Raw genomic sequence first — 22537 nt, 5'->3', positions numbered from 1 at the left:
GGATTTTGGGTGGCCGCACACGGAAGCGCGCGGAAAGACGGCGGGCCCACACAATGTCCCGCCCTCTACCTGCGGTCAATGGCCTGCCTTATTCCGCCAGAACCCGTTGCGGCGGGAAGGTGATCTCGATCAGCGTGCCGTGGTTCAGTTCTGAATCGATGCGGAAGCTTGCGCGGTTCGCCTCGACCAGCGCCTTGGTCAGCGGCAGGCCGAGACCGGTGCCACCGCCGTGACGGGCGGTGTGGAGCTGGCGGAAAGGCTCCATCGCGGCCGAAAGGTCCTGATGGCTCATGCCCATGCCGGTGTCGCGCACGCGCAGGATCACCTCGCCGGAATCCTCCAGCGCCGAGGAAACGATCACCTGCCCGCCCGGCTGGTTGAACTTGATGGCGTTGGACAGGAGGTTCAGCACGATCTGGCGAACCGAACGTCCGTCGGCGACGATGTTCGGCACAGAGGTCGGCAGACTGGCGCGGATGATCACGCGCTCGCGGTTGGCCTGCGGCTGCATCAAGGCGACGCACTCGCGGATGATGTCATTGGCCGAGACGGCCTCGAACGTCAGGTCGAGCTTGCCCGCCTCGATCTTCGACAGGTCGAGCAGGTCGTTGATCAGGCTCATGATATGCGAGCCGGAATTGTGGATGTCGCGCAGGTAGCCCTTGTAGCGATCATTGCCGACGGGACCGAAGCGCTCCTCCATCATCACCTCGGAGAAGCCGATGATGGCGTTGAGCGGGGTGCGGATCTCGTGGCTGATCTTGGCCAGGAAGTCCGATTTCTTCGAGCTGGCGTTCTCGGCCTGGCGCTTGGCGTCGGTGAGCTCTTCCTCGGCCTTCTTCCACTGGGTGATGTCGCGCAGGACCGTGCAGAAGCGCGCGCCCCCCTCGCCATGGCCAACGCGGCCGATGGTCATGAACAGCGGGATCAGGCCGCCCGAACCGAGCTGCCCGATCACCTCGCGCCCGTCATTGAGCACACTCGCCACGCCGTTGCGGGCGAGCCCGTCGAGATAGTCGACGGCGTCGCGATGGCTTTCCTGGGCCAGATAGTCCGTCAGCGGCGCGCCGACCATTTCCTCGCGCGTGGCGTTGAACAGCGCCTCGGCCGAGCGGTTGACCTTCACGATCAGGCCGTTCTCGTCGAGGATCAGCACGCCGTCGGTCGCCGTCTCCAGCACCGCGTCCATTTCCGCTGCCTGCTCTTCGGCCAGCGACAGCGCGGTCTGCGCCTCGTGCAGCCGGTCGAGGGTGGCCTCCTGCACCGGGTCGTGGCGGTCGAGCAGCGACATCATCAGCGCGGTGCCGTCGCGCCACGGCACCGTGTGCAACCGCGCCTTGACGGGCTTCCCGCCGCCCTCGGCGAGACGGATGCGCATTGTCCGTTCGGTCATCGCGCCGGGAAGCGAGCTTGGCCAGTCCTCCGGCTCGGCGAAGAGCGCGTCGAGGCCACCGGCTTCCTTCAGCGCGGTCATGTTCGGGTAGCCGAGAAGGTCGAGCAGCGTTGCATTGGCGTAGTCGACGTCCTCGCCGTGCACGATTGCCACGCCGACCGGCAGCTTGTCGAGCAGCGTCGTTCGCGGCGCGCGCGGCGTCTCGGCCCGGCCCGTTGTCTCGACCGGGGGAACCGGTGCGGTGGGGACGGCGGAGATGCGCGGGCGCGCTGGAGCTTCCGGCAAGGGGGAGATGACGTTCGGGTCCGATGCGCTCGGCAGGACCTCGTCCTCGTGCCCATTGTCGTTCGTGAGGAGCGGATCCGTCTCGCTTGCATATGCGACCAGCTCGTCCGTCGGCGCCGTGTCGTCGCGCGGTTCGCTGGCGACGGGAGGCTGGTCGGCGATGGCGGATCCGGGCGCGGATATCCTGGCCGGTTCATCGGCAGTATGGGCGCCGAGCGCCTCCGCGATCTTGCGGAAGGCCTCGCGCTCCGGACGCGAAAGACGCGATCCCTCCAGGGCCGTGTCTTCGTGCCGGGAGACGCCCTCGGGCCGTTCTGCGGCGGCGTCTTCGGAGCCCTCGGACGCCGGTGCCGGAGCGAGGCCGGTTCGGTCGTCGGTTTCGTCAGCGACGACCCGCAGGATCTCCTCGCCCGACAACAGATGTTCCGGCGTTACCGTCTCCGCCAGCTGGCCGGCGGCGCTCTCGTCGACGTTAGTCACGGGGGCGGCATCATTCGCGTTTGCGGTGTCGTCTTCCCGTGCGGCTTCGTTCGCCTGCGCGAAGAGATCATTCTCCGGTCGGCTTTCCGTGTCCGGTGTTTTCTCGGCAAACACGGTCTTGAGGATGGCGGCTTCGGTGTCGCCGGCTTCTTCAAGGAGGGTGCCGGATGCCTCCGCATCAGCGGTTTTAACGTCGTCGGAAAGGGCTTCTTCGGCCACATCGCCGTCGATCTCGTCCGTCGACGATATGTCCTCTGCGCGCGGCTCTGCATCCGCCTCGATCTCGAAGGCCTGCGCCTCGGACGGGGTGAGGGCGCTTGCGATCACCACGCCGGTCGCGGCGACGGCGGCAAGCGTTCCGACAGCCTCGCCAGTGTCGGTGTCGCGCTCCGCCTCGCGGGGGGCTGCTGCGGCCTCGGACACCGGCTCCTCGGCGGTCTCACCGGTCTTGGCAGGCTCCGGCGAAATCTGTGCGGCCTCGCGCGGCAACAGCGTCGTGCCAAGCCCTTCGGGGTCGGCTTCCGCTTCCGCCGTGCGGCAGACACCGAAACCGCGGAACCCCTCGAACACGCGATTGCGGTCAAAGGCGGGAAGGGCGGCCATGTCGACGGGAACGCGCAGCGCCTGGCCACTCACCGGCCAGAGCACGGTGCGCCCGCTCCAGGTGTCGCGCCGGCGCAGGGCCGCGGCCACGCGGCCGTCGTCGTCCAGCGCGAACCGCTCCGCGACTTCTTCCCACGTCAGGCCAACGATGTCGCCGGCTTCCGGACCGAGCGCTTCCTCGAACTCCGGGGAGAGAAAGGTGAACCGCCGGTCGATGTCCATCTTCCAGGCGAAGCGGGCCGCGCGCTCGCGCCGTTCGAACAGGAAGCCGGAGCCGGCGATATCGGCACTGGCCTCGGGTTCGGGGGATGCCCCGGAGACAACAGGAGCCGCCTCGCTGGCGGACGAAGCGTCGCCGTCCGGCACCTCGCCGTCCGGCACCTCGCCGCCCGCATCCTCTGTTTCCCGAAGCGATGCGTCGGCCTCCACCAGAACGGCGGTCGCGGGTTCCACGGCTTCCGCTTCGGTATCGGTCCACTCTGCAGCGTGCTCGTGCGTCGGCAGGAGGGGGGCGGAAGTGTCATCCCGTTCCCCGTCGTCCTCGATCGGAGCGTCTTCGGCCTCGCCGAAGGTCTCCTCAAGACTGTGCTCGATAAACACGCTGGCCATGTCCGGCTCGGCAAAATCGCTTGCGGCGTTGTCCGGCTGCGGCCTCTCGTCAACAACGTAGTCGCCGGCATCTTCGATCCTGGCGTCTTCGATCCCGGTGTCGGCTGCCGGCTTCGCCGCGGGCGTGGCCGGGCTGCCTGGAGACAGGAAGCGCGTCGCGCTGGCAAAGGCAAACAGGCTTCCGGCCGCGCGCCAGCCGTGCCGGACCGGAGCCGGCTCTGTCGCGGGCGCTGTGGCCGGAGCTTCAGCGGGCGCCGTCACGGAAGCAGAAGGGGTGTCTTCTTCGCCCGACGCGTCTTCGCCGGATACGTCTTCGTCTGATACCTCCGCCCTGTCGTCGTCGGTATCGGCGACAAGGGTTTTCGCCTCCGGCGCGTGCGCCTCGGCAACGCTGGTCGCCGGCGCCTCGAGGATTGCCGAAGCAGCGCTGATTTCTGTCTCCGCGGGATCGGAAACGCCAGCGTCGTCCGGTGCGGTATCGATGGCGAGCAGGATCTCGCCGGTCTCCAGCATCAGCAGGCGCGCGTCATGCGCCTCGCCGTCGACCTCGAGGCGGGCGTGCGCGGGCGCGTGCTTGGCGGCGTGAAGCGCATCTTTGACCGCCTCGAAAGAGGGCGTCGTCGCGATGGCGGGGGTCAGTGCGGCGATCTCGCCGTTGCGGCGATAGACGACCACTGCGGTCCCCTGGGCTGCGAGCAGCGTGACCAGATCCGCCGGCGAGGCCGGCGCGCCGGCGCGGTCCGGCGCATCGGTTGCCACGATCAGCGCGCCGTTGCGGCCGTCGGGAAGGACGAGGCGGCGGCAGGCGCAGGTCAGCAGCATGACCCTGAGGCCGCGGTAGAAGCGCAGCCGATCGGTGGTGTCGCGGTCGGTCGGGCCCGTGGTGGCGACGCGGGCGATGTGCGGCCGGGCTGGCGCACGGGCAAGGCCGGACAGATCCGACAGCTCTCCAAGCGAGTTGACGCCGAAAAACGCCGCGCCGGCGGGATTTGCCCAGAGCACGGTCTTGCCGTCGTCGGCCCAGATCCAGGCCGGACGGTTGTCGGTCAGATAGATGGTCGCGGCCGCGAAGCCGCTCAAAGCCATGAAGGTGCTCAACTGGCTGTTCATGGGCATGCCGCCTCCGCCTTTCAGCCCGTTTTCTGCCCCTGCGCCGCCCGCGTTCCGGATGGCGGTCGGCATCCCGGTAGACGCCGGGTGCGGTAAACAGAATGTTAAATATCGCTTCAACTTCGAGTCGTCCACGCCGCGCAGGCGCTGGAGCGCTATTCTCTGCCGCCGTGGTTAACCGCGCGTGAGGCCGCGGGGCCGGAAACCGAGGCGCAAGGACTCCCATTCATGGCGATTTCATCTAGGATCGCTACCTGTTGCAAGGGGTGTCCGCGTGCGGGCACCGGGTTTTGCTCCCGCACCGGCAGTCGCGGGTGGCGGCGAGCGGATTGCGACGTCAACGAGGACCGAGCGCAGAAGGAGAAACGACATGACGAAGGGCAAGACCCCTGGTTTCGAAATTCCCGAGCAGATGCGTGAGGTCGCCGACCGCAGCGTCGAACAGGCGCGCAAGGCCTTCGATGAATACATGGCAGCCACGCGCAAGGCCGTTGGCACTGCCGAGGACCATGCCCAGACCGTGCGGGCCGGAGCCGACAATCTCGGGCGTGCCGCGCTGGAATACAGCGAGGAGAACATCACTGCCGCTTTCGAACTGGCGCAGAAGATGGTCCGCGCCGGCGACGTGCAGGAAATGATGGCGCTGCAGAACGACTATCTGCGCAAGCAGATGGAGACGCTCGGCGAGCAGGTGCGCGATCTCGGCGACAAGGCCACCAAGACGGCCCAGGCGGCAGCCCGCAACGCCGGCACCAAGTAGGACGCGATCCCGGCGCGGCGGCGATCCCGCCCGCGCCGGGTTTTGCCGGAACCGCCGTTTCGGGCGGTCTCGCGCCGTCCGGGCGCCATTGCCCGGCTTCCTCGCTCCGGCTCCCTGAAGCCTGAGTGATGGGCTTTGTTTCGTCTCGAATATGCTGCGTTGCGAGATTTATGTTGCAATGCACAATAAGTGCGGCTATATAGGGTGGGTAGTTGGCGATCGGAGCATGTTCCTGCTTGCGGATCGCGAGACCTTTTCCCAGCCGGAGCGCCGGGCGGGCCGCAAGGCCCGGACCCGATCCGGAAAAAAGGAGCTGGAAGCATGACCGAGACAGAGACCAAGACCGCGGCTGCCAAGACCGCGCGCGCCAAGACTGCCAAGGCGATCGACGATACCGTTGTCGCATTCCCGAATTTCGAGGCTTTTTCGATGCCCAAGATGGAAATCCCCGCCGCCACCCGCGAGATGGCCGAAAAGGGCATCGAGCAGGCCCGTGAAGCTTACTCCCGCATGAAGACGATCGCCGAAGACGCGACCGACCTCATGGAAGATGGCTTCGAGACGTCGCGTCGCGGTGTCCTCGACCTGAACCACAAGGCTGTCGACGCCGCGCGCACCAACAGCGACGCGACCTTCAGCTTCATGAAGGACCTCATCGAGGCGAAGACGGTTGCTCAGGCGATCGAGCTTCAGACCTCCTTCATGCGCAGCCAGTTCGAGGCTTTCTCGTCGCAGGCCAAGGACATGCAGGAACTCGCCACCAAGCTCGGCAGCGAGATGTCCAGCACGTTCAAGGTCGCCGTCGAGAAGAGCTCCAAGGACTTCAAGGTCGCCTGATTTCACAGGTGCCTTCTTGAGCTATGAAAGGGCCCGGCGTGCTCGCACGCCGGGCCCTTTTTCATGGCGTATTGGCCAGATCGGCGCTTCCGCGCGAAACCTGTGTTGATACGGCGTGCCGATTGCGCTATCCCCTGCCGCAGCGGCGCTAACGCAGCCTCTCCATGGCTGTGGACGAGGCGGGAAAACACGGGTGCGGACCTCTTGCATTCCCCGCGTTTTCAAACTAGCTTCCGCCACCGAATTGACGTGCAGACGTAGCTCAGTTGGTTAGAGCGTCGGATTGTGGCTCCGAAGGTCGTTGGTTCAACTCCAACCGTCTGTACCATTCGCCTCCCTGATATTTCCCCTGTCGAAATTCATTGAAATGCGGGCGCTCCTGCATTCGCCGCTTATGCGCGTTTGCAGTGTTGTGGCTGTGCGCGGGGCCGTGCGCGGTCTCGCTTGTCCCAGCTTTCAGCGCATGTCGTCGACCATCCGGTTGAACCGCCTGCGTTGTGCGTCGTGGGCGAATGCCCGGGCCATCCGCTCGCGGTTGCAGGCGGCGAGCTGCCCGAGGTCTGTTGCCAGAAGCCGCTCGATCTCGCCGAGTGTCGCGGCGGCGAGCTGCGCATCGGCCGTCCTGAAGGTGGAATAGTCGTCGCTGTACCAGCCGGCGTCCTCGCGCCTGTAGACGGTGTCGAACACGCCCTCGACCCTTCCGGCCGTGAACTTGTCCTTCCCGAGAAACTCGTCATAGCCGAGCGCGTCGGAAACCAGCGGCACGCAACCATGCGCGACGGCGCGCACGAGGCCATAGGAATGCAAGCCAGCGGAAGGGCTGGCGAAGATCTTGGCCTGACGGTAAAGCGCGTCCAGTTCGCCATCGTCAACGCGGCGGTCGATCCATCTGATGCCCTGCGAGGTCTCCGAATACGGTCGGTCGGCGAACTCCGGCGGCTTGGAGGAAAGAATCGTCAGGGATACGTCGGCACCCTGGGCGCGCAGGCTTTCGACCGCGCGTAGGACGAAATGACCGCCGCGCAGGTAGAACGAGCTCGGATTGTTGTGAAAGGAGTTCGTGAAAAGGATCTCGACACCGGGCGTCTCGTACTTCTGCGGAAACCAGTCGGTGTTGTCGAGTTGAAAGGCGAGGGGAACATAGTGGACCTTGCGCGCCACGGCATCGCCCATCACCTCGCGCAGGATTTCCGTGCTGTGCTCGATATGGGAAAAGATCGCGAGGCAGCGGCTGGAGCCGAGTTCGGCCAGAAGATGTGCGTGGTATCCGTGTTTCTTCAGGTCGACGCCGCGGGTCTGTCCCGTGAACAGCAACGGTGTGAACAGGGTCTGGAACGACTCGAAGTGAAAGATGTAGGGCCGCTTGCCGAAGTAGAGTGGCGCCGTGTGGACGAACAGGACGGCATCCTCGGGAAGGGCCTGGTCCATTGCCTCTATCTCGGCAAAATCCACCTGGCGCGCCAGTCGCCACGACTGGCGGCTCGGCAGCCCGCGTGATCGTGAGCGAAGATAGGATGCGACCCGCTGTGTGCCGCGACGAACGGCAGAGGGCGGGGACTGCTCCATCGCTGCCACATGGTCGAAACTGTGATCCTTGCAATTGGTCGCATAGGAAACCACGAGGGGGTGCGGTCCGCCCACCATGCGGGAGAACGCCAGATTCCAGGGAAGATGAAAGCGCATTCGTGCCTCAAAGAGCCTGCCTTTGCAGGGGAGAAAAGAGGGGCTGAGGGGCGGGAGGGCTGGCCCGGCAAAGCCTCAGGCCAGGAGTGTCGCAGGCATCGTGTCAAGCAGGTGGCATGGTCCCGCCGACGGAATGCTCCCAGTTCCATGATGCCAGAGGCCGGTTGGAGGTCGCAAGCCGTGCTTGTGCCGGAGCAGTTGCGCCAGGCGGCTTTTCCACGATAGGGCGAACAGCTTGCCGCGTATCGTTGCGCAAGTGGCTGTCCTGATGCACGCTTGGTGGCCAGGTCGGTGGCGACGGCTATGCGGTTGTCGCGGCGCGGCCGAGAGCGAGGAGGCAGGACGATGCCAGTTCCGGCGAAACCTGGAACAGCCGGCGGTGCCGGATCTTCCCCCACAGCGCGCATTGCGGCGACTGGCGAGGAAGAGAGGGCGGCTTCCGCCGGCGACGACGCAACGCAGGGAACCCGGTTTCGCACCCGTCGCCTGCTGGAAACCTATTACGACCTGACCTTGCGCATGCAGGACAGCTTTGAGGCGCGGGAAGTCGCCGATGTGCTGATGCTCGTGCTCATCGCGATCGCGGACCTGCGCGGCGCACCGATGGACGCCGAACTGCTGGCCGAGAAGCTCGACGCCTCCCGCTCCACCGTCGAGCGCCGGCTGCGCCCCTATATCGACAACGGCGTCGTCGCCAAGGAACGGCGCGGGAAATCAGTGGTCTTTCTCTTTGCCGGCGACATGCCCGATCCACAGAATCCTGAGCTGGACATGAGCGTGGGCATGGTGCGCGCGGTCATGGGGCTGGTTTTTGATATCTCCCGGGATTGACGTTAGGTGAATCCAATTCATTTAAAATTTATGGAAAACTGAAACTTCGCCGGTTCTACATTGCCTTTACGTAATCGCGAATCGTGAGGTCGGGCGGAATTGGGGCGAAAGTGATCTGGCAAGAGGCTGTTATTCGTCAAAATGACAAAGCAAGGGCAGAGGGACGCTGGCATGACGTCGCAGGATGAGGCGCTTACCACCGAGGCACATCGTATTCTTCGCCTTTACGAAATGTTCTTTAGCCTTATGTTCCGTTTTATGGAGGAATATGAAGTAAATGATCTTGGTAGTCTGATGATTATAACGACAATATCAATTGCGAATTCGAATAAGATAAAGGCGGATATCGATACGATATCTGAGGAAACGGATATTCCATACTCAACAGTTCGTAGGAAAGTGGAGAAATTGTGTGATGATGGGGTGATATTGGCAAAAAAGGATGGGGTCAAATATTATTATACGATATCTACCGAAAAGGGGTTTGCCCACCCTGAGCAAAGTTTGCATAAGGCAAATATGAGATTTCAAAATGATGTATTGGATATTGTTGTAAAATCACTTACATCAATAATACTTGAGAAAAAGAAGTAAAAATCAGATTGAAAACAGTTATAAATTGACCGATTAGCAATTTGTTAACTATGTTATTTGCATATTCGATGCACGGTCATCGGAGAGCACGGCCCCAAACAGGCAATAGCCGCAGGGTCCCCCATCGGCGATTTCGATCGCACACAATGGCAACGGAGTTGGTGGCTGTCCGGCATGAGGATGCTGGGCACCAAGAGGACCTCTGTATCTTCTTCAGGGTCTTCCGCCGACGAAAACAAGAAGTGAGGCAGGGCATGTCTTGGACCCAGGAACGCGAAGATCTGCTGAGGAAGCTCTGGCTGCAGGGCCTGAGCGCCAGTCAGATCGCCTATGTGATGGCCGGCGTGACCCGTAATGCGGTGATCGGCAAGGCGCACCGGATGGGCCTGCCGAAGCGCTCGCCGGCCACCAGCCAGCGCCCCAAGGTGCGTGTCCAGCGCGGCCAGCCGTCGCTTGCTTTCGTCAGCGGTCGGCCGGCGCAGCGCCCGGTGACCGGCGAGGACACCGCCCGCCATGCGGCCCGTGACGAATTCGACGTGGCGCTCGCACAGGCCAATTTCGAGGCGTCCTGCGCCTCTCCGGCCGGCGAAGACAGGATCACGCTGATGACGCTCACCAGCCGCACCTGCAAGTGGCCGATCGGCGATCCCTCGGATGATGATTTTCACTTCTGCTCGGCCGGGGCGGATGGAGCAAAGTCCTATTGCGAGTTCCACCACCGGCTTGCTTATCGCGGCATCCGCACCCGCCGTGCCACGCCGCGCGCCGAGAGCGCCGTGCCTGCCGCACTCCCGGTGCGGGCGCTGGCTGGCTGAGATTTCCCCTCGGGTCGGACGACGCCCGCTTCCCCCCTCCCAGGCAGGGCGTCGTTTGCCCAGGCGGGGCCGGTATTCCGGCCCCGCCTTTTTTTGTTTTGGCCTGACACGGCGCTTGCGCTCCTGCGCGCTCGGCCTTGCTTTCCCGGTTTGACCTCCCTCAATGTGAAAGGCACTGTCCCGGCAGACGATATCGCCGGGAACGACAGGTGCCGTCCGATCGGGGCGGCACGCAAGAACAAGGGAGTTTGCGCCCATGAGCGACCAGAACGGCCTGAAGATCATCCGCCTCAATCTTGCGCGGACGAAGGAGTTTCCCAACGGCTCCGCCCGGCACGGCTACGAGTTTGTCGCTCCGCTCGACGGCGAGGGACACATCGATGCCGCCGCGTGGAAGCAGTTGCGCGAGCGTTGCCGCGTGCGGCGGTTTTGGGCGGATGAGGAGGAGGATATCGGCCACCTTTTGCATCGGCCGGGCGGGTCCTGGGCCTTCCACTACGATCTTGGCGGCGACGAGGATGACGAGGCCGGTTATCGCTTCGGCTCTCATCCCTTCCGCGTCGGCGAATATGTGTCGATCAAGGATGAGGATGGCGAGCTGGTGACGTTCCAGGTGGTGACCGTTCAGGACGCCTGAGCGGCCGCCTTTGCACCGGATTTCAGGACAGGCCGCCGGCATGCCGGCGGCCTTTGTCGTTTCGCACCAGAGGGGTCATTCCATTCTGGAATTGGTTGCGGATGTTCCCGGCTTTGCGGCTGTGCCACCGGGTCGATATAAACCGCGAGATGGACAATTCTTCCGGGATCGGGGTGGAACGACGACATGGCCAACAACAACAGCCGGACTTCGGGCACGGGCGGCGCGCTGATCGTGCGGGCGCTGGAGCAGCTCGGCGCCGAGCGCGTCTTCTGCGTGCCGGGCGAGAGCTATCTGCCGGTGCTCGACGCGCTGCATGATGCACGGATTCCCGTCACCGTCTGCCGCCAGGAAGGCGGCGCGGCGATGATGGCCGAAGCCTGGGGCAAGATGACCGGCCGACCCGGCATCTGCATGGTGACCCGCGGGCCCGGCGCGACCAACGCGGCCGCGGGCCTTCATGTCGCCCAGCAGGACTCCACGCCGATGATCCTCTTCGTCGGGCAGATCGAGACCGGCATGCGCGGCCGCGATGCCTTCCAGGAGGTCGACTACGGACAGGTCTTCGGCTCCATCGCCAAGTGGGTGGCGGAGATCGAGGATCCCGCGCGCATCCCGGAGATGCTGTCGCGCGCCTGGCATACGGCCACATCCGGTCGCCCAGGCCCCGTGGTGCTGGCCCTGCCGGAAGACATGCTCGCCGAAACCGCCGAGGTGATGGCGCTGGCCCGCTTCCAGCCGGTCGAGAGCCATCCCTCGCTGGCGCAGATGGCTGACCTGCAGAAGCGGCTGTGGGCTGCCGAACGCCCGCTTGCGATCATCGGCGGCAGCCGCTGGAGCGAGGCGGCGCGGGCCGCGTTTACCCGCTTTGCCGAGCGCTTCCAGCTTCCCGTTGCCTGTTCCTTCCGCCGGCAGATGCTTTTCGACAACCTGCATCCCAACTATGCGGGCGACGTCGGTATCGGCATCAATCCGAAGCTCGCGGAACGGGTGCGCGAGGCCGATCTGTTGTTGCTCGTCGGCGGTCGCATGTCGGAAATGCCGAGTCAGTCCTACACGCTGCTGGATATTCCGGCGCCCGAGCAGGCGCTCGTGCATGTCCATGCGGGGATTGAGGAACTTGGCCGCGTCTACCTGCCGGAGCTTGCGATCAACGCCTCGCCCAACGGCTTTTGCGCCGCGCTCGAGGCGCTGCAGCCGCCGAACGAGATCCCCTGGGAAGGTCGTGCCGGAGACGCGCACGCCGACTATCTCGCCTGGTCCGGCGCGCGCCCTAAGGTGCCCGGCGCGCTGCAGATGGCCGAGGTCATGGACTGGCTGGAGGAGAACCTCGGCGAGGACGCGATCCTTACCAATGGCGCAGGCAACTACGCCACCTGGGTGCATCGCTTCCACCGGTTCCGCAAGCTCAACACCCAGCTTGCACCGACGAGCGGCTCGATGGGCTACGGCCTGCCGGCGGCGGTTGCGGGCAAGCTGAAGTTCCCCGAGCGCGAGGTGGTCTGCTTTGCCGGCGATGGCTGCCTGCAGATGACCATGCAGGAGTTCGGCACCGCTGCCCAGGAGGGCGCGGCCATTATTCTCGTCGTCGTCGACAATGGCATGTATGGCACCATCCGCATGCATCAGGAGCGCGAGTTCCCCGGGCGGGTTTCGGCGACGAACCTGGTCAATCCGGACTTTGCCGTCTTTGCCCGCGCCTATGGAGCACATGCGGAGACGGTGGAGACGGCGGCCGAATTCGGGCCGGCGTTCACCCGTGCCAAGGCCTCCGGCAAGCCGGCGCTCCTGCATCTGAAGCTCGACCCGGAAGCAATCACGCCGGTGCGCACGCTGAGCCAGATCCGCGCCGGCTGACGCGGCAGACGCGCAAGGGGCATGAAGGATGCGAAGGGCGGGGACGCAAGTCTCCGCCCTTTTCGTGTCTCAGCCAGCGATCTTGCCGTCGCCGACCGGCAGCGTCACTTCCGCGATTGCCTCATCGTCCGACGAGGGCCGTACGGAGAAGCCGAGCGCCTGGCACATGGCAAGCATCGTGGTGTTTTCCTTGAGCACCTCGCCCTTGATGGTGGCGATGCCGTCGGCTGCGGCATAGTCGATGATCAGCTGCATCAGCGCCCAGCCAAGGCCGACGCCCTTCAGGCCGGACTGCACGATGATCGCGTATTCGCCGGTCTGATGGTCCGGGTCGGCGTGGAGACGAACGACGCCGAGGATCTCGCCGGTGTCGGGATCGGACGCGGCAAAGGCCATGGCCCGGGCATAGTCGAGCTGCACGAGGCGGGCCATGAAGGCGTGGCTGAACTCCTTCACCGGCGCGAAGAAGCGCAGGCGCAGGTCCTCCGGCGAGACCTTTTCCTCAAAGAAGCGGCGGTAGCGCGCCTCGTCCTCCGGGCGAACGGGTCCCACCCGCACCGACCGGCCGTCCTTCAGCGTGAGCAGCCGCTCCCACTCCTGCGGATAGGGCAGGATCGCTAGCCGCGAGGTGCCCTTGCGGCCCGGGTGGATGGCCGGCTTTGCGATGGCGACCCGCGCGTCGAGCGCGATCACGCCATGCGCGTCGACCGCCATTGGGTTGATGTCCATTTCCCGGATCTCGGGAATGTCGACGGCGATCTGCGACACTTTCACGAGGGTGAGCGCGATGGCGTGGAGGTCGGCCCTTGGCCGGTTGCGGAATCCCTCGAGCAGCTTGCTCACCCGCGTCCGCGAAATCAGTTCCTGGGCGAGGTTGAGATCGAGCGGCGGCAGGGCGAGGGCCACGTCCCCCATCACCTCGACGCCCGTTCCGCCATGTCCGAAAGCAATGACAGGACCGAAGGTGGTGTCGTCGGCAAGGCCGATGAAGATCTCGCTGGCGTGAGCGTGGCGCACCATCGGTTGCAGGACGATGCCGGAGATGCGGGCTTTTGGATGGCTTTCGCCGATGCGCGTGAGAAGCGTCCGCGCCGCTTGCTCCACCTCCTGCGGGTCGGACAGGTCGAGCACCACGCCGCCGACATCGGACTTGAAGGGAAGGTCGGGCGAGATGATCTTCATCGCCAGCCGGTCGGCATCGGCGAGCATTTCGCGGGCCATGTCGGCGGCGTCCTCGGGGCTCGCGGCCATGCGGCTTTCGACCTGGGTGATGCCATAGGCCGAAAGCACCTCGCGCACCTCATGTTGCAGGAGCCAGCTTTCTCCGCGTTCCAGCGCCGCCAGGACGACCTTGCGCGCCGTCTCGACATCGGGAGAGAAATCGGCGGGCAGGCTTGGCGGCGCGGCCATCAGCATCTCGCGTGCCTCGGCGTAGCGGGCGAGATGGGTGAAGGCGCGCACCGCCTCCGAGGCGCTGGCGTGGCAGGGGATGCGCGCGGCATCGAGCGCCGCGCGTGGCAGCGGAGCGCCGGCGGTCAGGGCCACCAGCAGCGGCTTGCGGCGTGCATGGCCTGCGCGCCCTGGCGCCTGCAGGCTGGCGAGTGCGTTGGCCGTCTCGGCGATGTCGACGAAGGGCGAGGGGGCGACCACCGCAAGCACCGCGTCGACCGCGCGGTCGGCCAGCATGGCCGCGGCAGCCTTGGCGTAGCGCTCCGGCGGCGCCAGCTCGTCGAGGGTGAGGGGGTTGGTGCCGGCAAGGCCGGGCCGCTGCAGCGGCGCCAGTTCCCTGGCGGTGTCCTCTCCGAGCACGGCAAGCCGCCCGCCCTGCCGCTTCAACTGGTCGCCGGCCAGTGTCGCCAGGCTGCCGCCGGTCGCGACGATGCCGAGCCGCCGTCCGGAAATCGGCTTGATCCGGCTCACGGTCTCGGCCGCCTCGAACATCTCGTCGATGTCGTCGACGCGCAGCACGCCGGCGCGCGCGAGCGCCGCGTCGAACACTGCGTCCGGCCGGGCGATGCGCCCGGCATGGGTCACGCCGTCATGATTGCGTTCGCGGCTGAGGCCCGAGCGCAGCACCACGACGGGTTTGGAGCGTGCCGCCGCGCGGGCCGCGGACAGGAACTTGCGGGGGTTGGCGATGGTTTCCAGATGCACCAGGATCGCGCGGGTCTTGTAGTCGAGCGCGAACCAGTCGAGCAGATCGGAAGCGTCGATATCGGTGCGCTGACCGAGCGAGACGATGCCGGAAAAGCCGGTGCCATTGGCCTGCGCCCACGACAGCGTTGCGTTCACGACCGTTCCCGAGCGGGCGATGAAGGCAAGGTCGCCGGGTTTCGCCTCGCAGGTGCCGAGATGGGCGGCGAGTTTTGATCCGGGCGCGGCGATGCCCAGGCTTCCCGGTCCAAGCAGACGCAGCAGGTTTGGGCGCGCGGCGTTGAGCGCGGCCTGCACATGTTCCGGATCCCAGCGGTCGTAACCGGCCGAAAGCGCGATGGCTGCGCGTGTTCCCGCGGCGCCCGCCTGTTCGATGATACCGGCCGCGTCCTGGGGCGGGCCCGTCAGGAGAAGCAGATCGGGGGGCGTTGGCAGATCGCCGAGAGCGGCGGCCTGGGAGATCCCTTCGGGAAGGTCGCCGCCATGGTCGGCGGGTGGACCGATCAACGATACACGGCCGCGAAAGCCGCTCTGCGACACGCGCTCGAGCAGCAGGCGGAGAGGGGCTTCGCCAAGCCGGTTGGGGCCGGCGATGGCGAGGGAAGCGGGACGGAACAAGCTTTCGAGATTGCGGATCGTCACGGCGGATCTCCCTTCCTTCCGCGTCAGGTCCTCCCGAAGACTGGGGCAGTTCGGTCGAAGTTTCCAGCCGTCATTTGCCCTGGCCGGCTTTCGCAAGAGGTGAGGCGCCGCCATCCCCCCGAATGGCGGCGCCCCCATGCCGGCTGCGGCGCTCGCCGCGAAGGCGGGGCTGCCGGCATGATCGCAACCGGGCCCGCGATCCTGTCGCCGGCCCGGTTTGGTCCTTGGATCAGTGCGCCATGAGGACCGGAACGGTCATCGAGGCGAGGATCTCCCGCGTCGCGCCGCCGAACAGGAACTCGCGCATGCGCGAATGGCCGTAGCCGCCCATGACGACGAGGTCGACATTCTGGTCGGAGACGTAGTTGAGGATCGCATCGGCGACGCCGCCGCTCGGCCGGGGCACCACGTCGATCGTCACGTCGAGGCCGTGACGGGCGAGATAGGTCGCGATGTCGCTGCCCGGCTCGCCATGGGTGCGCTTGCCGGTGTCGACCATGACCACGGTCACCTTGTCGGCCATCTGCAGCATCGGCAGGGCTGCGTGCACGGCGCGGCTTGCCGTCGGGCTTCCGTCCCAGGCGACCATGACGTTCTTGAGCGGCAGCGTGCCGCCGATATAGGGAACGACGAGAACCGGAACGCCACCCTCGAACAGGACGGATTCGATCATCAGTTCGCGCATCGGCTCCGGCTCGTCCGGGTTTTCCTGTCCGATGACGACGAGGTCGGTGAGGCGGCAATGGGCGAGCACGGTTTCCGAGGATCCACCGGTGATCATCTCCGCGGTGCGGACTTCGGCGGTGACGCCGGCCTTGCGCGCCATGTCGTTGAAGGTCTTGCCGGCTTCCTGGGCCGCCTTGAGCGCCTGGTTGCGGGCAAGCTCGATGTAGTCGGGCGGCATCGGCGCGGCGACGAAGCCAGGCACAACAGGCTCGAAGGCGATTGTCAGGCCGGTGGCGTGGGCGTCGCATCGCGTCGCCAGATCCAGCGCGGCGCGCGCCGCGTGCTGCTTGCCCGCGAGATCGACCAGCGTGAGAATGTCCTTGATAGCCATAGGGTAATCCCTCCATTGCGTACGGCGGTGGCTGGGCGATGAGCCCTGGTATCGGCCGCCGGTTGACGAAAGCTAGCTCCGATCCGGCCTGCGATCCTTGATGGGAATCAATTTCCTGCAAGACTGTAGCAGGGTGACGCGGTGCGGATGGTTGTTCCGCCGCGCCGGCAGCGGCGCGGCGGTATGGTCAGACGTTCTTCATTGTCTCCCGGGCGATGATCAGGCGCTGGATCTCCGAAGTGCCCTCATAGATTGTCGTGATCCGCGCATCGCGGGCAAGCCGTTCCAGCGGATAGTCGCGAATGTAGCCCGCGCCGCCGTGAAGCTGGAGCGCGGTATAGGTGGCGCGCTGGGCGGATTCGGTGGCGAAGAGCTTGGCCATGGACGCCTCGCGGGAGAACGGCTTGCCGGCATCCTTGAGGGCGGCGGCCTGCAGGATCAGCAGGCGCGCGGCCTCCAGTTCCGTTTCCCGGTCGGCGATCATCCACTGGATGCCCTGCATGTCGGCGATAGCCTTGCCGAACTGCTTGCGCTCCGCGACATAGGCCTTCGCTTGCGCCATCGCCGCCCGGGCGATGCCGAGGGCCAGCGAGGCAACGCCGATGCGTCCACCGGCAAGCTCGCCGACGGCGATGCGGAAGCCGTCGTGCAGCCGGCCGAGGAGCGCGGTCTTCGGCACCCGGCAATCCTGGAAGATCACTTCGTTGGTGGCGGACCCCGTCTGCCCCATCTTCTTTTCGGCTTTGCCGACGGTCAGACCCGGAGTGCCGGCCTCGACCAGGAAACAGCTGATGCCCTTGCCCTTTCCCGCATCCGGGTCGGTTACGGCCCAGACGACGAAGACGCCGGCGTATTCGGCCGAGGAGATATAGAGCTTGGTGCCGTCAAGGACGAAGTCGTCGCCGTCGGCCACGGCGCGGGTGCGCATCGAGGCGGGATCGGAGCCCGCGCCGGCTTCCGTCAGGCAGAAGGCGCCGGCCGGATACTCGCCTCCGGTCAGCTTCGGCAGGTAGCGGGCGCGCTGGGCGTCGTTGCCCACCGCCTGGATTACCTCGGCGACCATGTTGGAGACGGAGACCGTGACGCCGGTCGAGGCGCAGGCCCGTCCGATCTCCTCGACGGCAAGCGCGAAGGCCACCGTGCCGGCGCCGGTGCCACCATGGTCTGGCGAAATGTTGAGGCCCATGAAGCCGTTCTCGGCGAGAAGCCGCAGGTTGGCCAGAAACGCCTCCCGCCCCTCTCCGGCGTCGAGCTGCTCGGCGAGCGGGGCGATACGGTCCGTGGCAAGCTTCCTTGCCGTGTCCTGGATGAGATACTCTTCCTCGCTGAGGGCAAACTGCATTCCGTCCTCCCTGACGCAATCCCTGCCCGAAGCCGTCGCGCACATCATGCCGACGGGTTCGGCAACCGGCCGGACGGATGTCCCGGGCAGCCGGCGCGAGATACTGTTATGACAAGGAATTCCCAAGCTGGCGAGGCCGGCGCAGGGCAAATCGGACAAGCGATGTCCCCAGAGGATATGCCTGACGTTGCGGAAGAAGGTGGTTGGCGGCGGTGGGCGCGGGGCTGGCGTCGTCGCGCGTCCTGGCTTCCCTGGTTGCTGCCGCCGCTGCTGATCGTTGCCGCATCGTTCTTCGTAGCCGGTCTTGCCGAGGAGCGGGCGCGCGGGCTGAGCGATGCGCGCGCCCGCGAGCGGCTGACGCTCTACCGCGAGACCATCCTGCGCGAACTCGAGAAATTCAGGTATCTGCCGCATGTGCTCGCCCGCGACCCGCGCGCGGTCGCCGTGCTCGAGGCGCCGGAACGGGCAATGTCGACAAACCGCTTCCTCAAGGACATGGCGGCGACAGTGGGCGCGGACTCGCTCTACGTCATGGATCGGCAGGGGGTGACGCTCGCGGCGAGCAACTTCGACAGCGTCGGCTCCTTTGTCGGCCGCGACTACGGCTTTCGCCCCTATTTTCTGCAGGCGCTCGCCGGCATGGAGGGGCAGCTCTATGCGGTCGGCGTAACCACCGGCAAGCCCGGCTTCTTCTTCGCCCGCGCGACGCCGGACCGCACTGGCGTGGTCGTTGCCAAGGTGGACATGCGCGGGCTTGAGAGGACGTGGCGCGAGGCGGGGGAGACGGTGGTCGTGACCGACCGCTCGGATGTGGTCTTCCTCGGGACGCGCGACGATTGGCGCTATGCCTCGCTCGCGCCTCTCACGGGCGAATCCCTCGCCGCGATCCGTAGCATCCGGCAGTATGGCGACGTGCGCCTTCCCGTGCTTCAGGCAGGGCCGGTCGACGCGGAGGTGATGACCCTCTCGGACACCGCTTATCGCCATGCCCGACTGAAGGTCGGCCTGCTCGACTGGACGATCCACTATTTCACGCCTCTCGCCGAGGTGCGCGCCTCGCGGGCGGTGGTCTGGGCCGCGTCGCTGACGCTGATTTTGCTGTACGCCATCGGTGCTCTCGGCTTTCGCAGCATCCGGCTTGGTCGCGAACGGGCCGGCCTGCGGCGCGACGCGGCAGCGCTGCGCCTGCTCAACCGGCGGCTGCGCGAGGAGGTCGACGAGCGCAGCCGGGTGGAGCGGGAATTGCGCGACGCGCAGGCCGATCTTGCGCGCGCCAGCCGGCTTGCCGCCGTTGGCGAGATGTCGGCGGCGGTCGCCCACGAGCTTAACCAGCCGCTGGCGGCGCTCGGGATGTTTGTCTCCGGCGCAAGGCTCTACCAGCAGCGTGGCGAGACGGGCGAGGTGATGGAAAACCTCGACGAGATCGATGCGCTGCGCCACCGCATGGCGAGTCTGACGCAGGAACTCAAGCGCTTCGCCCGTCCGGGCGAGTCGCGCATCGAGACTGTCGACCTGAGAGAATGCCTGAAGACGAGTGCGAAGCTCCTGCGTCCGCGTGTCGAGGAGACCGGCGCCCGTCTGCGGCTGCTCCTGCCGGATGCGGCGCTGGTGGCGACGACGGCGCCTCTCAGGGTAGAGCAGGTCCTGGTCAATCTGATGCGCAACGCCATCGACGCGGGACAGGTTGCCGATACGCCCCATGTCGAGGCCTGGGCCGGCGTCCGCGATGGTGCGGCGGTGATCGAGATCACCGACAACGGCGTCGGCGTTCCGGAGGACCTGCGCAAACGCATCTTCGAGCCCTTCTTCTCCACCAAGCCGGCCGCGAGCGGGCTCGGGCTGGGCCTTGCGATTTCGGCGCGGATCGTCGAAGACCTCGGCGGAACCCTGCGCGTTGGAGCGGCCGCCGGCGGTGGGGCGAGTTTCGTGCTTCGCCTGCCGCTCGATGCGGAGCCGCGGGACGAGGAAGCGGCGCGCGGAGCGGGTGCCGGGGCAGGGGAGCCGGTGGCATGAAGCCGGTGTGCCGGCAGGGGAGGGGGCAATCATGGTGCGTGCCAGGGGAGGGGGGCGATGACGGTGCCGCGGAGCGACTTTTCCGGAACGGACGTCCGTCCGCCGGTTCTCGTCATCGATGACGACCCGGCGATGCGGGCAGGGCTGCGTCAGTGGATGCGGCTGGCGGGTTTCGAGCCGGTCGAGGCGTCGGATGCGGAGACCGCGCTTGCGCGGATCGACGCCGGCTTCCCCGGCTGCATCGTTTCCGACGTCCTGCTGCCAGGCCTGAGCGGCGTTGAGCTGCTGCGCAAGGTCAAGGAGATCGACGCGGATCTGCCGGTGATCCTGCTGACCGGCCATGGCGACGTGTCGATGGCCGTCGAGGCGATGCGGTTCGGCGCCGCCGACTTTATCGAGAAGCCCTTCGATCCCGATGTGCTCGCCGCGGTGGTGCGCCGGTCGGCGGAGCACCGCCGGCTCGTGCTGGAGAACCGAGCGTTGTCGCGCCGGCTTGAGGATATGGCGGGTCTGGAGGCCAGACTCCTGGGCGAATGTGCAGAGATGCGCAAGCTTCGCGCGGAGATCAGCCACTATGCGGCTACCGATGCCTCGGTGATGATCGTCGGGGAGACCGGAACGGGCAAGGAAGTGATCGCCCGGGCGCTCGCAGAGCTGTCGCCGCGCGCCGATGCCCCCTTTGTCGCGCTCAACTGCGCGGCCCTGCCCGAGACCATGGTCGAGGCGGAACTCTTCGGCCATGAGGCGGGGGCCTTCACCGGTGCCGAGCGGGCGCGCGCCGGCCGCATCGAGCAGGCAGACGGTGGCGTGCTCTTCCTCGACGAGATTTCGGCGATGCCGATGGCCTTGCAGCCGAAGCTTCTGCGCGTGTTGCAGGAGCGCGAGGTCGACCGGATCGGCGGACGCGGGCCGACCCGCGTCGACATCCGCGTCATCAGCGCCGTCAATGTCGATCCGCGCGATGCGGTCGCCGAAAAGGCGCTGCGGCAGGACCTTCTCTACCGGCTCAACGCCATCGAGATCCGCATTCCGCCGCTGCGCGCGCGCGGTGGCGACGCGCGGCTGCTGTTCGACAGTTTCACCAATCGCTTCGCCGCGGAATACCGGGTCGAGCGGCCGCCGCTTTCCTCCGACGATGCCGCCTTCCTGTCGGCGTACGACTGGCCGGGAAACGTGCGCGAGCTGCGCAACGCCGCCGAGCGCTATTGCCTTGCCGCCGCCATGGGCCGGCCCGTGGTGCGCGACCTCGTGCTCGGCCCGAGGCCTGTTGAGGACCGCGCGTTGCGCGGCCGCCTGCGTGACCTCATGGAGGACCACGAACGGCACATCATCGCCGACGCGCTGCAGCGCCACGACGGGCGCATTGCGGCGGTGATGGAGGAGCTCGACGTGCCCCGGCGTACTCTCAACGAGAAAATGACCCGTCTCGGTCTGACCCGCTCGTGAGGCTTCCGAAGGGCTGAAGTCGGCAACATATTGCCGATAACTTCGGGTAATCGGCGATTTTTCGCCGGCCGCCGGGCGCGCCGTCCATTGCCGAGAGATGCGCCTGCCTTTGTTTTGCCATGAAAATGCAGGTGCGCGCGGGGGCGGGCTACAACCTCTTTGCTGCTGGCACGCCGATTGCGTTAACGGTTTCATTCGCTGTCCCGGGAGGGGGCGGCGAGACTGGCAAACAGATGGCCGCCCGGTCGCGGGCCCGGTTCCTGGCGTCTCCCTATGGGAAGGGAAGGCGTCGCCCGGGGAAGCGTCCTTCAGCAAGGGGCGTTGCGACCGGTGGCCGGACAGGGAGGATTTCTCATGACCTTGCGTCGCAAGATGCTCGTGCTCGGCACTGCCATGTGCCTCGGTGTCGGCTTCGCCGGCGAGGCCTTCGCGCTTGAGTGGAACGTGTCCCTCTGGGGCAAGCGCCGCGCCTTCACCGAAAACGTCGAGAAGCTCGCCGAACTGGTGTCGCAGAAGACCAATGGCGAATTCACGCTCAACCTCGCCTATGGCGAGGCGCTGTCGAAGGCCCGCGAGAACCTCGACGGCATTTCCTTCGGCGCGTTCGAGATGGCGCAGATCTGCGCCTCCTACCACGAAGACAAGAACCCGACCCTCACCGTGATCGAGCTGCCGTTCCTCGGCGTTCCCGACCTGAAGAGCCAGATCGAGGTCGAGCAGGCCGTCTACGCTCATCCGGCGGTGGCCAAGGACCTGGCGCGCTGGAATGCCAAGCTGCTGATGCCGACGCCGATGCCGCAGTACAATTTCGTCGGCAAGGGCGATGCACCGGCAAAGGTGAGCGATTTTGAGGGCATGCGCGTGCGTGCGCTCGGCGGCATCGGCAAGGCAATGGAGACCATCGGCGCCGTGCCGACCACGGTGACGGCTTCCGAGACCTATCAGGCGATGGATTCGGGCACGGTGCGTGCTGCTTCCTTCGCTCCGCACGCCCACCTCGCGTTCAAGACGGTCGAGGCCGGCAACTGGTGGACCACCAATCTCAATCCCGGCACCGTGAGCTGCCCGGTTGTGATCAACACGGACGCTTATGCGGCCCTGCCCGACAATTTCCGCGAGGCGCTGGATTCCTCCGTCGCAGAGGCGCTCGACCACTACCTTGCCACCTACGACAAGGTCTACGAGCGCTGGTATCCGACGCTCGAGAAGATGAACATCGAGCAGATCACCTATCCGGCCGACGAGATCGCTGCCTTCAAGGACAAGGCCGGAAAGCCGATCTGGGACACTTGGGTTTCGGAGATGGATGCCAAGGGCATCCCGGGCCAGGAGCTGCTCGAACTCGTCCAGTCCAAGCTCAACTGAGCCTGACGGATCCTCGCGTCCGGC

Annotated in this window: 15 protein-coding genes and 1 tRNA gene; 11 read left to right on the top strand and 5 right to left on the bottom strand. The window is 66.1% G+C overall.

Going from position 1 to position 22537, the window contains the following annotated elements; translation table 11 throughout:
- Nucleotides 1-88: 88 nt before the first annotated feature.
- On the bottom strand, nt 89-4486 hold the full coding sequence (locus tag ACSLUQ_RS11995) for an ATP-binding protein (RefSeq protein ID WP_461808664.1): 4398 nt from the start codon (nt 4484-4486) through the stop codon (nt 89-91).
- Between the two features lie 364 nt (nt 4487-4850).
- On the opposite strand from ACSLUQ_RS11995, the gene ACSLUQ_RS11990 reads away from it, so the two are divergent.
- The 3 genes from ACSLUQ_RS11990 to ACSLUQ_RS11980 all read left to right on the top strand — a co-directional run bounded on the left by ACSLUQ_RS11990 (nt 4851) and on the right by ACSLUQ_RS11980 (nt 6405).
- Entirely contained in the window at nt 4851-5240 is a 390-nt protein-coding gene (locus ACSLUQ_RS11990) for a phasin family protein (RefSeq protein ID WP_417772302.1), read from the top strand.
- Nucleotides 5241-5561: 321 nt separating this feature from the next.
- Nucleotides 5562-6077 carry a phasin gene (locus ACSLUQ_RS11985; protein WP_461808663.1) on the top strand — a complete coding sequence of 172 codons (516 nt, stop codon included), beginning with the start codon at nt 5562-5564 and terminating at the stop codon, nt 6075-6077.
- A 251-nt stretch (nt 6078-6328) separates the two neighbouring features.
- Nucleotides 6329-6405 (top strand) — tRNA-His (locus ACSLUQ_RS11980).
- A 128-nt stretch (nt 6406-6533) separates the two neighbouring features.
- Here ACSLUQ_RS11980 and ACSLUQ_RS11975 read toward each other — a convergent pair.
- Entirely contained in the window at nt 6534-7760 is a 1227-nt protein-coding gene (locus ACSLUQ_RS11975; protein WP_461808662.1) for a glycosyltransferase, read from the bottom strand.
- Nucleotides 7761-8105: 345 nt separating this feature from the next.
- Here ACSLUQ_RS11975 and ACSLUQ_RS11970 point away from each other — a divergent pair, with 345 nt between their 5' ends.
- The 5 genes from ACSLUQ_RS11970 (at nt 8106) to ACSLUQ_RS11950 (ending at nt 12494) form a co-directional block, all read left to right on the top strand.
- The gene (locus ACSLUQ_RS11970; RefSeq protein WP_461808661.1) at nt 8106-8591 is read left to right on the top strand and encodes a hypothetical protein; all 486 of its coding nucleotides are present in this window, start codon (nt 8106-8108) and stop codon (nt 8589-8591) included.
- Between the two features lie 171 nt (nt 8592-8762).
- Nucleotides 8763-9185: a winged helix-turn-helix domain-containing protein gene (locus tag ACSLUQ_RS11965; RefSeq protein WP_461808660.1), complete on the top strand. Its 423-nt coding sequence runs from the start codon at nt 8763-8765 to the stop codon at nt 9183-9185.
- A 254-nt stretch (nt 9186-9439) separates the two neighbouring features.
- A complete protein-coding gene (locus tag ACSLUQ_RS11960) occupies nt 9440-10000 on the top strand; it encodes a GcrA family cell cycle regulator (protein ID WP_417772307.1) in 561 nt (186 codons plus the stop codon).
- Between the two features lie 256 nt (nt 10001-10256).
- Nucleotides 10257-10637, top strand: coding sequence for a hypothetical protein (locus tag ACSLUQ_RS11955; RefSeq protein ID WP_417772308.1), 381 nt, complete (start codon nt 10257-10259; stop codon nt 10635-10637).
- Nucleotides 10638-10823: 186 nt separating this feature from the next.
- Nucleotides 10824-12494, top strand: coding sequence for a thiamine pyrophosphate-binding protein (locus ACSLUQ_RS11950; RefSeq protein WP_461808659.1), 1671 nt, complete (start codon nt 10824-10826; stop codon nt 12492-12494).
- 69 nt (nt 12495-12563) lie between these two features.
- On the opposite strand, the gene ACSLUQ_RS11945 is transcribed toward ACSLUQ_RS11950, so the two are convergent.
- The 3 genes from ACSLUQ_RS11945 to ACSLUQ_RS11935 all read right to left on the bottom strand — a co-directional run bounded on the left by ACSLUQ_RS11945 (nt 12564) and on the right by ACSLUQ_RS11935 (nt 17689).
- Nucleotides 12564-15290, bottom strand: a complete 2727-nt coding sequence (locus ACSLUQ_RS11945) for a bifunctional acetate--CoA ligase family protein/GNAT family N-acetyltransferase (RefSeq protein ID WP_461808658.1) — start codon at nt 15288-15290, stop codon at nt 12564-12566.
- Nucleotides 15291-15519: 229 nt separating this feature from the next.
- The gene (locus tag ACSLUQ_RS11940) at nt 15520-16347 is read right to left on the bottom strand and encodes a universal stress protein (protein ID WP_417772311.1); all 828 of its coding nucleotides are present in this window, start codon (nt 16345-16347) and stop codon (nt 15520-15522) included.
- A 187-nt stretch (nt 16348-16534) separates the two neighbouring features.
- Nucleotides 16535-17689, bottom strand: coding sequence for an acyl-CoA dehydrogenase family protein (locus ACSLUQ_RS11935; protein ID WP_417772312.1), 1155 nt, complete (start codon nt 17687-17689; stop codon nt 16535-16537).
- Nucleotides 17690-17851: 162 nt separating this feature from the next.
- On the opposite strand from ACSLUQ_RS11935, the gene ACSLUQ_RS11930 reads away from it, so the two are divergent.
- The 3 genes from ACSLUQ_RS11930 to ACSLUQ_RS11920 all read left to right on the top strand — a co-directional run bounded on the left by ACSLUQ_RS11930 (nt 17852) and on the right by ACSLUQ_RS11920 (nt 22513).
- Complete coding sequence (locus ACSLUQ_RS11930; RefSeq protein WP_461808657.1) at nt 17852-19702, top strand: ATP-binding protein; 1851 nt, start codon at nt 17852-17854, stop codon at nt 19700-19702.
- 57 nt (nt 19703-19759) lie between these two features.
- Nucleotides 19760-21148 carry a sigma-54-dependent transcriptional regulator gene (locus ACSLUQ_RS11925; protein WP_417772314.1) on the top strand — a complete coding sequence of 463 codons (1389 nt, stop codon included), beginning with the start codon at nt 19760-19762 and terminating at the stop codon, nt 21146-21148.
- A 354-nt stretch (nt 21149-21502) separates the two neighbouring features.
- Nucleotides 21503-22513, top strand: a complete 1011-nt coding sequence (locus ACSLUQ_RS11920) for a C4-dicarboxylate TRAP transporter substrate-binding protein (RefSeq protein WP_417772315.1) — start codon at nt 21503-21505, stop codon at nt 22511-22513.
- Nucleotides 22514-22537: the final 24 nt, after the last annotated feature.

The sequence above is a fragment of the Stappia sp. ICDLI1TA098 genome (assembly GCF_054880955.1).
The sequence above is the reverse complement of the archived record's forward strand: the minus strand, read 5'-3'. Positions and strand labels throughout refer to the sequence as shown.